The organism is Bacteroides sp. Phil13 (assembly GCF_001940965.1).
GTDB lineage: Bacteria > Bacteroidota > Bacteroidia > Bacteroidales > Bacteroidaceae > Bacteroides > Bacteroides intestinalis.
In genome coordinates this window covers 38210-53814 of sequence record NZ_MSHA01000016.1, presented here as the reverse complement: position 1 = coordinate 53814, position 15605 = coordinate 38210, and the positions used below count along the sequence as shown (strand labels likewise).

The window sequence follows — 15605 nt, the reverse complement described above, 5'->3', positions numbered from 1 at the left end:
TTTTGTTTAGACTATTATCGTAGCATAGAGTCCCAATCTCCTGAATAGTAAGCCTTATTTAAATTTTTCAATGCTTTCTCATCTTGACTCCTGGAGAATTGATATTCCAAATCTTTATATAAATAATACTGTAACCAATAACCTTTCTGATATTTCTCTTGCGTAGATAAAACTTGTTTTAATTTCGCATACCAAGTCGTATTTATATCGTTCTTTTCTGCCACTTTCAAGGCTTTTAATGCATTACTCCACATATTATCTGAAACTTTTTGCATTAAGTCTACAAAATCTTTATAAGCAAATGAGGAAATATCAATCAATTCACAGCAATCATTAACTCCTATTTTTCTCAAATCAATAATCGTTTCAAAGTGTTTATCCCCATCCATATCATATTCTATCAGATCAAAAAAACCATTATTATCTGTATCGGTATACTTAACTGTAGCAAATCGATTGGGTTTTTTGTCCAAGCCAAACCATAAGCGGTCCCAACCTTGATAATATTCAGCATTTTGATCTATCCTCCAACATCCCCACTCTGCTCCATACAAATGGATACGTCCATCGAACCTACTGACATATAATTTCCCTCCACCTGAATTGTCCATATCCCATTCTCCACGATCTCCTGAAGCATCTGATTGTTTGTGGTTGTCGATTCCCCCTCCTTTCCATCCCGTCTTAAAAAGATCAAGAGGTTCATAGAATTCAACACGTTCCCAACGTTTACAATCACCATCTTCATCCCATACGAAATTGACACGATTCCACTCTCCTCGTTTGAAAATCAAGTCCCATGCATTTTCGTGATCAGGATAAATCAGTTCATCCAGTTGCCTCCATCGAGCATCCATGAAGAAAATGTCGGTCTCAGCCAAACCTCTTAAATTATTTATTTTATGTACCTGATCCATATAGTTGAAACCTTTTCCTTGAAAACCAATTGTCATATCAAAATCGAATTCATTTCCCGGACCATTATCATTATCCATGTCGACGGCAATTGAGACCCAATCTACAACTCCGTTTACTTGTTGATTGACAAAACTATTAGCAGGAAACTTGCTATCTACATGTTTTGTTGAGTCCAAAATACGAATAGCCATTTCGGACAAATTATCTCCATCTTTATCATAAAATAAAAATGGATTTTCCCAATTCAATCTCAAATCCTCCATATTATAAGTAGAAGCATGAATTTTGAGAAAAGCAGTATGCCCGCTATAATCAGTATAAAAATCACAGACTCCAACCTTATCCCAACTTTTGAGCTGCATTGTATTCCAGTCGATATAATTAAATATATTATCATGATCCAAATCAAGCACTATCATGTAATGTCCATTGGGCCATACTTCCCCAGTACGCACCTTCGGATATTCGATGACAAACTGCATATCAGCCTTTCCGTCACCATCTGTATCTACCCAGTCAATAATCAAATCTCCCTGGCCACCGTAAATACCGTCTCTATTGCGATCTATAAGTAAACAGTCATTTTTTGTGTCTCCTTCAAAATCATTCCACGTCATATCTCCATCATCATCTATCCACATAACGGGTATACTGTCACGGGTTATAGAATAGATGACGTCCGGTTTGCCATCACCATTTATATCTTTTAATTTTGGTTGGTATCCTATCGGTGGTGGCGGAAGGCGGAATGATACAATTTGAAGTCTGTTATTCCAATAATCACCACTCTTCTGAGCATAGCTATAAATAGAGATGAACGCTATAAAAAGAATAAATATATATTTCATTTTACTATATTCTTTATGTATTTAATTTCTAATTCCCAGACCTGATTATTATGCCATCAATCATGTGACAAATATATAATCAGCACTTTAGTATAACTTTTAGATAATCCTTAAAACAAGAAAAATATAATACCTGCCAGGCAATTATTACATAAATCAGGTCATATTCTAAAGATATCTGCATTCAAATAATATGCTAACCACAAATCTTCAAGACTGATAATCTGATCAAATGAAAACAAGTATTCCGTACTAAACCATTCCCTATATTCTTTTACAAAAGATTGGTATATATTTTTAGCCAATCCATTTTTCACAAGACATGAACATTTTATCCACAATGCCTCTTCATTAAGAGCATCATGTACAGATATCGCATTACTTATCTCTATCTTCATAGATAAAAGTATCTTAAGCTCCTTTTTGATATATTATATCCAACAACAAATCGATGAGTTCATTAGCGAAATCAGGCTTAAAATTTAAGACCTATTTCATGTCATTCTGAACAGAAAGAGTTCGCTTAAGAAAACAAATAAACACTCCTACAATTATATATTTTGAATTACATAGAATAGCATCTTAATCATGTATAATTATATTCTATGAAAGAATGACAATACCTACTCCTATTTTGAGTACTTATACAAATACCCTTTTAATCATTATAGTTATTATTTCAATTAGATTCCCATTTATTTCAATGAGAATCTAATTGAAATTTACAAAGATTAATATCCTGGATTCTGCGTTAAATTATCATTTACCAATAAATCGGAAGCCGGAATAGGCCATAAATAATTCTTATCTTTATCAAAACGATATTGATAGAACCGAGTTTGATACCCTTCCTCTACCATATATTCAACATCAGGCAAACCATCTTCATCAATCTGCGGGATTCCTCCAATAGGATAATTGCCTTCATCCCAGTTCTTCAGAAGTACCTTAAAGGCATCAGAGACTATGCTCATATCTTTTCCATCCCAATCAGTACGACCTGACCATGCGCGACTCAACTGGTATTCACTGGTATTAAAGACCTTTTCTGCTATTCTCCACCGCAACAGGTCACGATAACGAATCCCCTCAAATGGAAATTCCATTCGCCTTTCCATGCGGATAATCGTACGAAGTTTCTCCTGTGAAGCCATTTCAACATACGGATAAACCAAACCGGTCCCATTGTATGCACGTTCACGAATTTTATTAATAGTATTATCCAGTATTTCTTGCGTGCACTGTCCAAGTTCATTCTTAGCTTCAACATATGACATCAGAATCTCAGCATATCTCAAATAAGGAAATGTATTATATGCATGAGAAGCCACACTACGATAATCAGTCCAATCATTAGTAACATATTTCTTCATAATAAATCCTTGATAAGCAGCATGTTCGTTACTTCCTTTGGAATCATTATTCCTATCCATATTATGGGTGGTCGTATTCAAACATTTAGTATCATAAGGTCCGGGAACATACTCATATCCATAAATAAAATATTCCGGATATTTATTTTCCAATAGACTATCTGTATAATTAGCTTGTCCCTTTGCTATTAATTCCAAGTATGTCTTCTCATGCTGCCGTGTCCAGATATAATCCGAATAACGAGGATCATGCTTTAGCATAAAAGATTGAACAGTATATGTCAAACGAGGATCGCGATTAGCCCAAAAATTCTTAGGATCATAAAGCGGAGATTCATCAATAGGCAGCCCATCAGTACAAAGATAAGAGCATACCAATTGTATTGATGGACCACGATTACAATTTCCACCAATCTGGCGTAAACAATAATTATTTACCGAGCCATACAAATCAGCACAATAATATCGCAAATCTTTGTTTCCTTGAAAATAGAAAATTAGTTCATTAGAATATGGTTTTTGAAACAACTCCTGATAATTCGGTTCCAAAGAGTATGTTCCAGCATTCATTAATTTCTCTGCAGCATCAATAGCCTTTTGATAATCCTTATGAAAAAGAGCAAAACGGACTTTAAATCCTAAAGCAGCTCCAGTCGTTGGCCTAAGTTGACCAGTATAAGAATCCGACAACAATTCAGCAGCAGAATCAAGACATTCATAAGCATAATCAAGGACTTCACGCTTAGGTGAACGAGATGCGGTATAAGCCTCTGCCAAAGACATTCCTTTTTTATCAAGAATGACATCACCATAATATGTCGCAAGCATGGCATAAGAAAATCCCAAATGAAAATATGCTTCACCTCTATATTGGCGGATATTGGCAGGAGTTATATCTGTTGAAGTTTCAGCTGTTTGCAAGTTATTAAGAATTCTCAAAGAACGAGCAATAGCCTTATAAAGAATCAACCATCTTGACTTTGCCGTACCTGATTCCGATGTCATATTACCATTCTTAGTTTCTTCTTGAGAATTTCTACTAAAAACATCATCATCCCATGGATAGGAATCAATAGGATAAAAATCAGCCCTCATAAGATCATTAAGCGACATTAAATATTCCGTATCATCATGATACCAGTTATTACTTGACCCTTCAGAAAGAGGACTCAAATCAAGATCTGCACATGATATTATTATGAAAGTCACTGCCGCTGTAGCAATAAATTTTAAATTTCTCATAATATATATTTTTAGAAGGTTACTTTAACACCAAAAATTAAAGAAGTTGTAAGAAAGTCTTTATCAATTCCTTGTTCAGGATCCCAGCCATCAATACCGCCGCTTCCAAGATTAAAGGCAGGCAAATCATTTACGCTGACATATAGTCTCAATCCATTCACATAAAAATTCTTCGTAATATTCTGTGGAATAGTATACCCTAATGTTATATTCTTGACTCTCATATAAGCCGCATTATATAACCAAAAGTCATTAGAGCCATAAATCTGACCTTGATGCGCCCACGAAGCCATAGGAAATCTCATCTTTGCATTTTCCTCATCAGTATTGTAAGGGCTCCAATGATTATTAACAAGGACCTCAGGAACCTGCCCCCATCCCCACTCAAGTGGACGAACCATTATATCACTAACATATTTCAACCAGTGTCCAACACCCTGCAAAGAAAGATTAAAGTCAAACCCCTTATAATTTGCCCAGAAAGAAGCACCAAACTGCAACTCAGGAAGTGAGTTTCCACAATATACACGGTCTTTATCTGCTGTTATTTTACCATCACCGTCAATATCCTCAAACTGAATACAACCGGCAACTTCATTACCTTGTACTGCAACCTTCTTACCATTAGCATCATAAAGGGCTTCATCATTCAAGAATATCCCTTTATTCTTATAAAGATACCATTCTTGATAGTGCGATCCTTCCTCTGTAATATAGTTACCTGAAAATTTACGAAGATTACCCAAATACCCCATCTTTGACCGATAATCAGAAAGATTGAAACTTGCTCCATAATTAAAATCATTAATATGGTCATTCCATGCAAGTGTTACCTCCCATCCCTTTGTACTCATTTTACCGGCATTTTGTTCTGGTGCATTATATCCTGTATAATTAGGAAAATTCATAACTAACAACATATCCTTTGTTTTTTTATAGTACCAGTCTCCATTAAAACGTAAACGGTTATTAAAGAAATTGGCATCCACCCCTATACCATAAGTTGTTGTCGTCTCCCAAGTAATATTCTCAAACGCATAAGTTGATTGAAAAGCTATTTGAGTAGGATCCGCAATACCTGTAGTTTTATTTGCAAGATAACCATTACTAAATTCCATAGACGCCTGATATGGAAATTCCGAACCTATACGCTCATTTCCCAATTGGCCTATCGATGCACGAAGTTTTAAGAAGTTAAGCACTTTATTATCCTTTAGCCAAGGCTCTTCTGTAACAACCCATCCTGCCGACGCTGATGGAAAAGTCCCCCATCGATGCCCCTTTGCAAAACGCGAAGAACCATCAGAGCGTACATTAACCTGGAGTAAATAGCGATTTGCATAAGAATACATCAAACGGCCGAAGTATGAACGATAAGCATTATGCCCAGCACTACCATTATTGTATTGCTGATCTTCGGGACCAAGATTCAAATAAGGATATGATGATAATACGTAATTATTACGCCATGCACCTTCATTTTCCCAGTTAAAAGCGTAATCTTCATACCCGACCATCAAATTGAGCGCATGTTGACCAAATACCTTGTTATAATTAGCATATAGTTGGAAAGTCAAGCTATTATTATCATTACGATCTTCACGCAAATTTGTCGTAGATGAATTAGGATAAATATTGCCTTCCATATCATACAGGTCAAACTTTGTGTCCCAATCCTTACTCTTATAAAGATAATAAGTAGGCGCGGCAACAGCAGAAATTGTCAAACCTTCAAACGGAGTAAGGTCAATACCTATTTTACCAGAGAACCCAAACCCACGTGTTTTCTGTTTTCCGGCTAATGTCAATAGTGCATAAGGATTTTCACCATCACGGCCTTGAGATATCAACCCATTTGACCAAAAGTCCGTTGTAAGTGGGTGAGAATGATGCGTATAATAAATTGGACTGTTTGGATACTCACGATCTGTAAGTCTCACATTTAAGTCTACTTTTGCATGAATCCAATTGTTGATTTTAAAATCATTGTTTAGTCTTGCATAAATACGTTCATACTCTTTTCCCGGAATAATAGAGTTACCTTTATAATAGTTCAAGCTGAAATTAGTTAGCAATTTATCCGTTCCACCCGACAGAGTAAAAGAATGGCGCTGATGGTTACTCTGGTCTTTTAGTAAAACATCCTGCCAATCAGTTATTGGATATCGATCAGGATCTATTGCATGATTAGCTTCATATGAATCAATGAAGTCTTGCGAATACACACCATATAGATCATCTCCACCATCATTATAAGTTAATTCATTTTTAAATATCATCCAATCTTTTGCACGGGCATATTTAGGCATTGCCGTAGGCATATCTATGCCATATTCATAGTTATAACTCATTTTGAGCTGATTATTCTTGGCTCTTTTTGTAGAAACAAGAATAACACCAGCTGCAGCACGTGAACCATAGATGGATGCAGAAGCCGCATCTTTCAACACTTGTATATCTTGCACTTCCGACGGATCTACATCATCAAGTGTACCAGGAACTCCATCAATAATAATCAATGGGCTACTATCAGACATGGTAGTCACACCATGAATAAGGATTTCTGAGGAGGAGGACGGGTCACCTGTTGTTCGCATTACCTGTACACCAGCCATTTGTCCTTGTAACTGTGCTGAAAGGTTAGGATTAGTCTGTTTATTCAGACGCTCCCCATTTAGTGAAGAAACCGATCCAGTCAAGTCTGACTTACGAGCAGTTCCATAGCCTATGACAACCACTTCATCGAGCAATTCGGAATCCTCCCGCAAAAGCACTTGTACAGTTTTCAAACTTCTCAATATTATTTCTTGTGGAATATATCCAATATAGCTGAATTGAAGTACATCATTCACATTTGCAGGCAATGAGAAGTTACCATTTGCATCAGTAACCGTACCTTCTGTTGAACCTTTTATAATTATAGTAACACCAATAAGCGGCTCTCCCTTTTCGTCAGTGACTGTCCCAGATATACGCTGCTGTTGTTGTAAAGTCGTTGTTTCTTTTCGGGTTAGAACAATATGATTTCCCTCCATCTTATAAGTTATGGATGAACCTGACAATAATGCAAGAAGCACTTCAGAGACAGATTTATTATTTACACGAATACTTTTGCGCGATGTTACATCCACATCATCCTTATAGATAAACAGATAATCTGTCTGAGACTCTATCTCATTCAGTATAGATTCAAGCTGTACATTGGTTCGATTGATTGTCACCCGTGCATTCTGTGAGTGACTATTCTTCGCCATCAGGCTAAAAACACAGAAGAACAAAAAGAATATTGATATTCTCATAATTCTGAATAATAATGTTATTTGCGGATTTTTAGGGCAATAAATATCCGACAAAGGAATGTTTTTCATATCTTTGTAAATGAGTTATTAATATGATTTGTAAATCGAATTGTGTTAATCAGGGCCGATGGATGGGGCAAACATCTATCGGCTTTTTGTTTTTCATCAGTATTGTTCCATAGGCTAATCTCCCATTTTAAACAGGTTAATATTACGTTTACTTTATATAAATGACGTCATTATCTTTATCTCTCCGGTAAGTGAAAGACACATCTTTCTGTAAAACACGCAATGCATAGTCCAATCCGTCGGATATACGGAATTTTCCGGTCAGTGCCACACTTTCTATACTCTTCTTATCCACCTGGATTTTCAAATCATAATATCTTTCCAGATCTTCCATAATCTGGGTGAATGGCTTGCTCTTAAAGCAGTACAGACCTTCTTTCCAACGATACACATTGTAATCATCAATCTTGCTCACTACCAACCTGCCATCTTTCAGAGTTGTTTTATAATTGGGAAGGAGTACCACAGCCGTCTTTTCATTAAGAGGCGACTTCACCCTGATTTTTCCTTGCATCAACGATGCTTCAAATACCGCTTTCTTCGAATAAGCCTCCACATTGAATTTTGTTCCCAGTACCTCTACATCCATAGCATGTGTACGCACTACAAACGGACATCTCTCATTACGTGCCACTTCAAAATAAGCCTCTCCATCCAGTATAACTTCCCGCTTATCTTTCATAAATGAAACAGGATATTGCATTCGGGTTCCGGCATTCAGCCAGACGTTTGAACCATCGGGTAAATCGAGGTTCACTCGCTGGCCGGCCGGTACGGTAATGGTTTGCATAGCTACATTCACATCGTCCCTATCTTTTCCTACTGAAAACAAAGCAGCCGTTACACCTACCGTAATCACTATAACAGAAGCTATCTTCAGGAATTCCCTGATGAAGTAATTCTTTTTCTTAGTAGTTTGCCGTTCCATTCGTTTCAGGCGTCCCGAAAGAATAATCGCATTGAACAACTTGCGCTCCCGGCGTAACAGCTTACTGTTTTCCTCAGAAGTTTCAGCCCATTCTTTTATCGATTTCATCTCTTCCACAGAAGCATGACCTTCGAAAAGACGGTATAATAAATCCTTATCCATACATACTCTTATTAGTGTATCTATAGTAATAGCGGGTCACGGGAAATATTCCCTAGTAGAAAAAGAAACTTTTTTTAGTTGAGATAGAAAAAAAGCAGGGAAACAGGCAAGTAATCCTTCAAGGAAAGGCGTAATGCTTTGGTAGACTTAGCAATATGGAACTCTACCCCTTTAGTGGTCATGCCCAGCAAAGCGGCTATTTCTTTATGAGATTTATTCTCATAACGACTCATGATAAAGATACGCTTTGTCTGCTCAGGCAAACTTTCCAGAGTCTTATCTACGATCTCTTGTATTTCTGCCGTAAACACTTCATTGGGTTCAAAGTCTTCCAGCGTAATAATCCGGTCAGACAATTCCCAGGCATATAACCGTGAAAGTTCATCGGACGCTTCCTGATGTACCTGCTGATGACGCAGGTGATCTATACATTTATGTTTGATGGTAGTCAGCACATAGGCCGGAATATTGGTATCGGCAGGCAAACGATCTTTATTTTCCCAATAGTACATCATGGATTCAATGACAAAGTCTTCAGCAACAACCTCATCGCGCACATAGGTACAAGCGAAGTGGACGAAACGCTGCTGATACTCTATAAAGAACTGATTAAAAGTATTTAAATCTATTGTCATCGACTGCCAACCGTATTAAATTAAAAAGGTATAGTATTGCAAATGTACACTTTCTATTAATAACAGAAAAACAATCTTCAAAATATAAATTCTATCTACCCGATAAGTTCCCTCCGGACAAGCCGTTGGACATATAGATGCAAGTTATCCGATATATAGATCCAAGCTGCTGGATATATAGACTCAATCCGTAGGATATATAGATCCAGCAGCTTGGAAATATAGCCCCAACATGCTGGAAATAGATATGCAATCTACACTTATGTATAAGTCTTTATCCTATGATCCACTTACTGCCCGGTATGAATGAGATAATCTTCGTAGCAATGAAACAGCTAATGAATGTACTTACTGCAATACAGGGTATAGCAGCAACAGTAGGCAATGCCAGATTATGCTTGAACACGGTTACCCATAACCCAAGCCAGAATATATGCATAAGGTACATGCCATAGCTGAGTTTTGATGTTTCTGTAATAACCTGTGGCGGATTCTGCCGGTTTATACATGTGAAAAGAAGGAATGTACCTGCCGTAAGAAGTACACAGTTGATGGTGCAGAAAGCCCATCCGATCTCTATTTCCGGGGTAACGAGAATTTCTCCGGGAATGGCCTGGACATAGAATGAGTAAATCGTCCATACAGCACCGACCAGCATTAAAATAGTTCCTATAGTGAGACGCTTGGAACGGTTCCATGTAAGATGTACACGTATATAATGCGCCATTACAAGGTATCCCAAGTAACCGGAGAAGTACCACAACATATGGTATTCGTTCCAGAAACATTGTCCCCATACTTCACCGAACCAGCGGTTGAGATAAGGCATACAGGTCGAAAGCAGGAACAAACCAATGAAGAAACGTTCTTCTTTAGCCGTAGCTTTATTCAGCCACGGCGATATGATGGGGATGAACAGATAAAGGCTGATCAAAGGATACATGAACCACAAGTGTCCGGCCAATGACGGAAAGTTCAGGAGTATCCGCGACATATCATTAAATGATGTTTCTCCGTTTATCTGTCCCCACAACATCGGAAGCGTACTGTACAGTATCATGAATATGAAGAATGGCGGCAAGATGCGAATGGCACGTTGACGGTAGAATTGCCACATGGTCTGTTCTTTCTTCATCGGTGCAAGAAGAAAGGCAGAGACAATCATAAACAGTGGCACCGCCATGCGTGAGAAACCATCGTACACAGCTACCCACAACCGGTCTGCCTCACTACCCAGGTAGGATTGCGGTCCCACCATATCCGTAGCTCCGGCAGCACCATAAAAGTTCTCACTAGCATGGACAACCATGACAAGAAAGCACGCAAATACACGCACATAATCCAAAAAAACAATACGCTTCATCTTTTTTATTTAGTATTAAAGATAAATATTCAATTGCAAAGATAGAAAATAACACACAAAGGCATAGGATAGAATTCTACCAAAAAATATCGTTCTACAGACGACTCACATTAATAAATGATATACTCCTCCCACCATTGCACGAACCACCCCTTTCATCTCCAACTCGAAAAGCAAACCGGTCATACGGTTCACGGGAATATCCGCTTCCACTACCAGTGCATTGACGTGCAGATCTCCCTGACGGGTAAGAATACCTACAATACATTCCTCGTCTTTACTCAATTCAGGAAAAAGATCACGTTGAATGCCTTCCGGCTTAACGGGTTCTCCGGCAGGATTCCACCCCATAGCTTCTATAAAATCTTCGGCAGACTGGATGAGAGCGGCTTTATTATCACGTATCAGCAGATTGCACCCTCTCGAAGAAGCATCAGAAATGCGTCCCGGGACAGCAAAACAATCACGGTGATAGCCTACGGCAAGGTCTGCCGTAATAAGAGAACCGCCTTTATCAGCTGATTCTACCACAATGGTAGCATCGCTCATACCTGCTACAATGCGATTACGACTTACGAAATTGTGGCGGTCGGGATTGGTCTCTGTTAGAAACTCGGTAAGCAGGCCACCATTCTCTAACATATCAATAGCTGTTTTACGATGGACATAAGGATATATACGGTCCAGTCCATGGGCCAGAACCGCTACTGTGGAAAGATGGTTAGCCAGTGCTGCACGATGGGAATGAATATCAATGCCATAAGCCAGGCCACTCACAACCAGGACATCGGGACAGGAAGCAGACAAATCACGAAGAAAGTCTGCACAAAACTGTTTGCCATATTCCGTAGCATTACGGGTGCCTACCATATCAATAACGCGAAGACGGTTGAAATCAGTATTCCCCTTGAAGAATAGAACTACCGGAGCATCTTCACACTCACGCAGGCGTGATGGATAAGATTCGTCTTTTAACGTAAGGCAGGACAGGCGATTCTTCTCCACAAATTCCATCTCATGTTCGGCACGGAGAAAAGCAGCAGGATTATCGAGTGCCACCACCACAGCAGAACTTACACCGGGAAGGATTTCGGGCAATTCTTTACGCTGACGGAAAACTTCGGCAGCACTACCCATACCGTCTATTAAACGCTTTGCCCCGATATGTCCTATACCGGGGCAAAGTGTAAGTGCTATACTGCAAATACGTTCATCGTTTTTCATATAAATGAGTGATTAGTAGTGAATGCTTAGTGATTAGCAGTAAGATAGGGCTCGAAGATTTTATCAAACAGTTTACTGTCGCTCAAACGTCCGTTCACCACACAGACCGTTTCAACCACCGCTTTAATCGCCACTTTATCGTCACTTTTCCGGAAGATATCCTGATAGAATACATACTTGATACCTTCCTTTTTCATGTAAAGTTTGGAAATGAACTCATCACCACTCTTTAGTGGAGTTTTAAATGCCATATTAATGCGTGCCACTACCGGGTCTACTCCTTGTTCATGCAACTTGGCGAAACTTACGCCTGTTGACAACAGGAATTCATGGCGTGTATGTTCCAGATAATGCTGATAATTCGCATTATTCACAATACCTTGCAGGTCACATTCGTAATCCCGCACCTTCATTTCCAACTCATAGATATATTTTTCCATACTATACTCTTTAACCCCAAGATGAGACACTTATGAGACACATGTAATACACTTACGAGACACTTGTGATACATTTATGAGACACTTGCGATACATTTATGAAACACTTGTGATACACTTTATCCCTAAAAACGGCATAAACACCAATAGTGTATCATAAGTGTATCATCCGCGAGTTTTTTCAATATCCAGTCCTTTGAATTTCTTTAATTCTTCCGTAGAAACCAACTTGTAAAGTTTGTCGCTAGGGCGTATTTTATCCGCTTTCATCGAGAAATGTTGCCCCTTCTTCACCGTTTGCACAGGTTTCAGATCAACACGGGCCTCATCGAGCGTAGTAAATACCGCACCTGTAGTGGGTCCCGTAATCAGTAACTTATCACCTACATTCAACTCCGCGGCTTCTACCAAAAATTCTGCCACACCGATATTAGAAAAGTACCTGACACCCTTGCCTACATATATTTTCCGTTCCGTAGCTGCAGAACCATAGTTTTTTGTCCATTCACCAAGGCGTTGCCCCAAATAGTAACCATCCCAGAAGCCACGGTTGAATACTGTCTTCAATCGTTCATCCCATGCAGCAATCTTTTCATCGGTAAACGTGCCGTCCAGATAAGAACGGATAGCCTCTTTATAGCACTCCACCACCGTACGGACATACTCCGGTCCACGGGCACGCCCTTCTATTTTAAATACCCGCACGCCTGCATCCAGCATTTTATTCATAAAATGAATGGTTTTCAGGTCTTTGGGGGACATGATATACTGATTGTCCACCTCCAGCTCCACATCCGTCTCTTTATCACGTACTGTATAAGAACGGCGGCACACTTGCATACAGGCACCCCGGTTAGCCGAGTGATTCATCTCGTGAAGTGAAAGATAACATTTTCCGGACACTGCCATACAAAGTGCACCGTGGCAGAACATCTCGATACGGATAGGTTTCCCGTTTGGTCCGCAGATGTTCTCTTCGCAGATATGACGGTAAATCTCGGCTACCTGTTCCAGATTCAATTCGCGTGCCAACACCACTACGTCAGCAAACTGTGCATAAAAGCGCAGTGCTTCCACATTCGAAATATTCAATTGCGTGGAAAGGTGTACTTCCTGACCTATCTGCCGTGCATAACTCATCACAGCCACATCCGCAGCAATCACTGCAGAGATACCGGCAGCTTTTGCCGCATCTACAATGGTACGCATCAGTGCCAGGTCTTGGTCATAAATAATGGTATTGACGGTGAGATAACTTTTCATTCCGTGCTCATCACACGTCTGCGCTATTTCCTTCAAATCATCGACGGTGAAAGTATTCGCCGAACGGGCGCGCATATTCAGGTTCTCAATGCCGAAATAGATGGAGTCGGCACCCGCCTGGATAGCCGCTGCGAGTGATTCGCGCGAGCCGACGGGCGCCATGATTTCAAAATCTTTTAAATCCATAAATCATATATTTATAAGCTACGAGTTACCGGCTACAAGCTACAAGTGGCTGCGCTATGTTCCGAAAGGACTTGTAGCCAGTAGCCCGTAGCTTGTAACTTACTCATTTGTTTCCCTGTGCATCCAGGTCTTTCTGGAGTTCATTGGCAATTTCCATGCCCAGTTGTTGTCCGATCTGCATACCCTCGGTCATCATAGCAGGCGTAGATGCGCCCAACTTCTTTCCGACAGGTGTTTCATAAAAAGCAACGATTTTCTTCAAATCATCCAGCGTGAGATACTTCTGATAAACAGGAGCATAAAGTTCCGCCAGCTTACTTCCGAATTTCGTTTCCCACTTCTTCTGGAAACCATCCCAAAAAGCGGTTGAAGCCGAAGGCGACTGTTGTTTCAACATAGCTATCATCTGCGGTACCATAGCCTTTGCAGATGCCATAGAACCGGATAATTCAAGCATTTTTTCCAATGTAGCCTTGTACTCGTCATTTGGAGCCTGTGCAGAAACCGAAGGTGCAGCAGCAAACAGCATGGCTACACACATCACTACTAAAACCAAACCTTTTCTCATAATTCTATATTAGTTAAATAAATGAATGATACAAAGGTAGGCTTTTTTCCGTATTTTTGCAGCGAAATAATCATTTAGTTCAATTCATCCATGAAGATAGGCCACATAGATCTGGGCGAACGCCCTATATTTTTAGCTCCGATGGAGGACGTCACCGACCCTGCATTCCGACTGATGTGCAAGAAGTTTGGCGCCAATATGGTGTACACTGAATTTGTATCGGCAGATGCCCTGATACGTTCCGTCAGCAAAACCGAGCAGAAACTGAATATCAGTGACGAAGAACGCCCCGTAGCCATACAGATATACGGTAAAGACACAGAGACCATGGTAGAGGCCGCACGTATTGTGGAAGAAGCACGACCGGATATTCTTGATATTAACTTTGGCTGTCCCGTAAAACGCGTAGCAGGCAAGGGCGCAGGTGCAGGTATGTTGCAGAATATTCCCAAGATGCTTGAAATTACCCGTGCCGTAGTAAATGCCGTAAAGATACCCGTCACCGTAAAAACCCGTTTGGGCTGGGATGCCAACAATAAAATCATCGTAGATCTTGCCGAGCAGTTACAGGATTGCGGTATTGCCGCCCTCACCATTCATGGGCGTACCCGTGCACAAATGTATACCGGTGAAGCGGACTGGACACTTATCGGTGAGGTGAAGAAGAACCCGCGGATGCACATTCCCATTATCGGTAACGGAGATGTCACTACCCCCCAAAGGGCAAAAGAATGTTTTGAGCTTTACGGAGTAGACGCAATCATGATAGGTCGTGCCAGCTTCGGCCGTCCATGGATATTCAAGGAAGTAAGGCATTATCTGGAAACAGGAGAGGAATTGCCTCCGCTAAGTGCAGAATGGAAATTAGGTGTATTGCGTCAGGAAGTAATAGACAGCGTCAATCTGTTGGATGAACGAAGAGGGATTCTGCATGTACGCCGCCATCTGGCAGCAAGTCCATTGTTTAAGGGAATACCCAATTTCCGGGATACACGCATCGCTATGCTACGGGCAGAAACGAAAGAAGAGTTGTTTCGTATATTCGATACAATCAGTCCGTTACTGTCTTAAATATATTCAAAGGGGG

At 39.9% G+C, this 15605-nt stretch carries 12 protein-coding genes; 1 reads left to right on the top strand and 11 read right to left on the bottom strand.

What is annotated here, in order from left to right:
* Positions 1-14: 14 nt before the first annotated feature.
* From BWI44_RS02920 to BWI44_RS02870, 11 genes are all read right to left on the bottom strand, one after another.
* Positions 15-1766, bottom strand: coding sequence for an FG-GAP repeat domain-containing protein (locus tag BWI44_RS02920; RefSeq protein WP_195546444.1), 1752 nt, complete (start codon positions 1764-1766; stop codon positions 15-17).
* 161 nt (positions 1767-1927) lie between these two features.
* Positions 1928-2164 (bottom strand): hypothetical protein, encoded by a 237-nt coding sequence (locus BWI44_RS02915; RefSeq protein ID WP_195546443.1) that lies wholly within the window; start codon positions 2162-2164, stop codon positions 1928-1930.
* Between the two features lie 333 nt (positions 2165-2497).
* A complete protein-coding gene (locus tag BWI44_RS02910; RefSeq protein ID WP_286811240.1) occupies positions 2498-4381 on the bottom strand; it encodes a RagB/SusD family nutrient uptake outer membrane protein in 1884 nt (627 codons plus the stop codon).
* A gap of 11 nt (positions 4382-4392) precedes the next feature.
* Positions 4393-7749, bottom strand: coding sequence for a TonB-dependent receptor (locus BWI44_RS02905; protein ID WP_286811232.1), 3357 nt, complete (start codon positions 7747-7749; stop codon positions 4393-4395).
* A gap of 148 nt (positions 7750-7897) precedes the next feature.
* The gene (locus BWI44_RS02900; protein ID WP_286811229.1) at positions 7898-8839 is read right to left on the bottom strand and encodes a FecR family protein; all 942 of its coding nucleotides are present in this window, start codon (positions 8837-8839) and stop codon (positions 7898-7900) included.
* A 74-nt stretch (positions 8840-8913) separates the two neighbouring features.
* Complete coding sequence (locus BWI44_RS02895) at positions 8914-9474, bottom strand: RNA polymerase sigma-70 factor (RefSeq protein ID WP_118222452.1); 561 nt, start codon at positions 9472-9474, stop codon at positions 8914-8916.
* 274 nt (positions 9475-9748) lie between these two features.
* Positions 9749-10837 carry an acyltransferase gene (locus tag BWI44_RS02890; protein WP_195546440.1) on the bottom strand — a complete coding sequence of 363 codons (1089 nt, stop codon included), beginning with the start codon at positions 10835-10837 and terminating at the stop codon, positions 9749-9751.
* A gap of 105 nt (positions 10838-10942) precedes the next feature.
* Positions 10943-12061, bottom strand: coding sequence for a DNA-processing protein DprA (gene dprA / locus BWI44_RS02885; protein ID WP_286811225.1), 1119 nt, complete (start codon positions 12059-12061; stop codon positions 10943-10945).
* 26 nt (positions 12062-12087) lie between these two features.
* Positions 12088-12501, bottom strand: coding sequence for an acyl-CoA thioesterase (locus tag BWI44_RS02880; protein ID WP_138291337.1), 414 nt, complete (start codon positions 12499-12501; stop codon positions 12088-12090).
* Between the two features lie 165 nt (positions 12502-12666).
* Positions 12667-13950, bottom strand: a complete 1284-nt coding sequence (locus tag BWI44_RS02875; RefSeq protein WP_138291338.1) for a peptidase U32 family protein — start codon at positions 13948-13950, stop codon at positions 12667-12669.
* A gap of 103 nt (positions 13951-14053) precedes the next feature.
* Positions 14054-14518: a DUF2059 domain-containing protein gene (locus tag BWI44_RS02870; protein ID WP_138291339.1), complete on the bottom strand. Its 465-nt coding sequence runs from the start codon at positions 14516-14518 to the stop codon at positions 14054-14056.
* A 90-nt stretch (positions 14519-14608) separates the two neighbouring features.
* Here BWI44_RS02870 and dusB point away from each other — a divergent pair, with 90 nt between their 5' ends.
* Positions 14609-15589 (top strand): tRNA dihydrouridine synthase DusB, encoded by a 981-nt coding sequence (gene dusB / locus BWI44_RS02865; protein WP_138291340.1) that lies wholly within the window; start codon positions 14609-14611, stop codon positions 15587-15589.
* Positions 15590-15605: the final 16 nt, after the last annotated feature.

Excerpts from the sequence above, each read along its gene's own strand:
- BWI44_RS02920 (WP_195546444.1), bottom strand. The coding sequence starts at position 1,766 with ATGAAATATATATTTATTCTTTTTATAGCGTTCATCTCTATTTATAGC.
- BWI44_RS02915 (WP_195546443.1), bottom strand. The coding sequence starts at position 2,164 with ATGAAGATAGAGATAAGTAATGCGATATCTGTACATGATGCTCTTAAT.
- BWI44_RS02910 (WP_286811240.1), bottom strand. The coding sequence starts at position 4,381 with ATGAGAAATTTAAAATTTATTGCTACAGCGGCAGTGACTTTCATAATA.
- BWI44_RS02905 (WP_286811232.1), bottom strand. The coding sequence starts at position 7,749 with ATGAAAAACATTCCTTTGTCGGATATTTATTGCCCTAAAAATCCGCAA.
- BWI44_RS02900 (WP_286811229.1), bottom strand. The coding sequence starts at position 8,839 with ATGGATAAGGATTTATTATACCGTCTTTTCGAAGGTCATGCTTCTGTG.
- BWI44_RS02895 (WP_118222452.1), bottom strand. The coding sequence starts at position 9,474 with ATGACAATAGATTTAAATACTTTTAATCAGTTCTTTATAGAGTATCAG.
- BWI44_RS02890 (WP_195546440.1), bottom strand. The coding sequence starts at position 10,837 with ATGAAGCGTATTGTTTTTTTGGATTATGTGCGTGTATTTGCGTGCTTT.
- dprA (WP_286811225.1), bottom strand. The coding sequence starts at position 12,061 with ATGAAAAACGATGAACGTATTTGCAGTATAGCACTTACACTTTGCCCC.
- BWI44_RS02880 (WP_138291337.1), bottom strand. The coding sequence starts at position 12,501 with ATGGAAAAATATATCTATGAGTTGGAAATGAAGGTGCGGGATTACGAA.
- BWI44_RS02875 (WP_138291338.1), bottom strand. The coding sequence starts at position 13,950 with ATGGATTTAAAAGATTTTGAAATCATGGCGCCCGTCGGCTCGCGCGAA.
- BWI44_RS02870 (WP_138291339.1), bottom strand. The coding sequence starts at position 14,518 with ATGAGAAAAGGTTTGGTTTTAGTAGTGATGTGTGTAGCCATGCTGTTT.
- dusB (WP_138291340.1), top strand. The coding sequence starts at position 14,609 with ATGAAGATAGGCCACATAGATCTGGGCGAACGCCCTATATTTTTAGCT.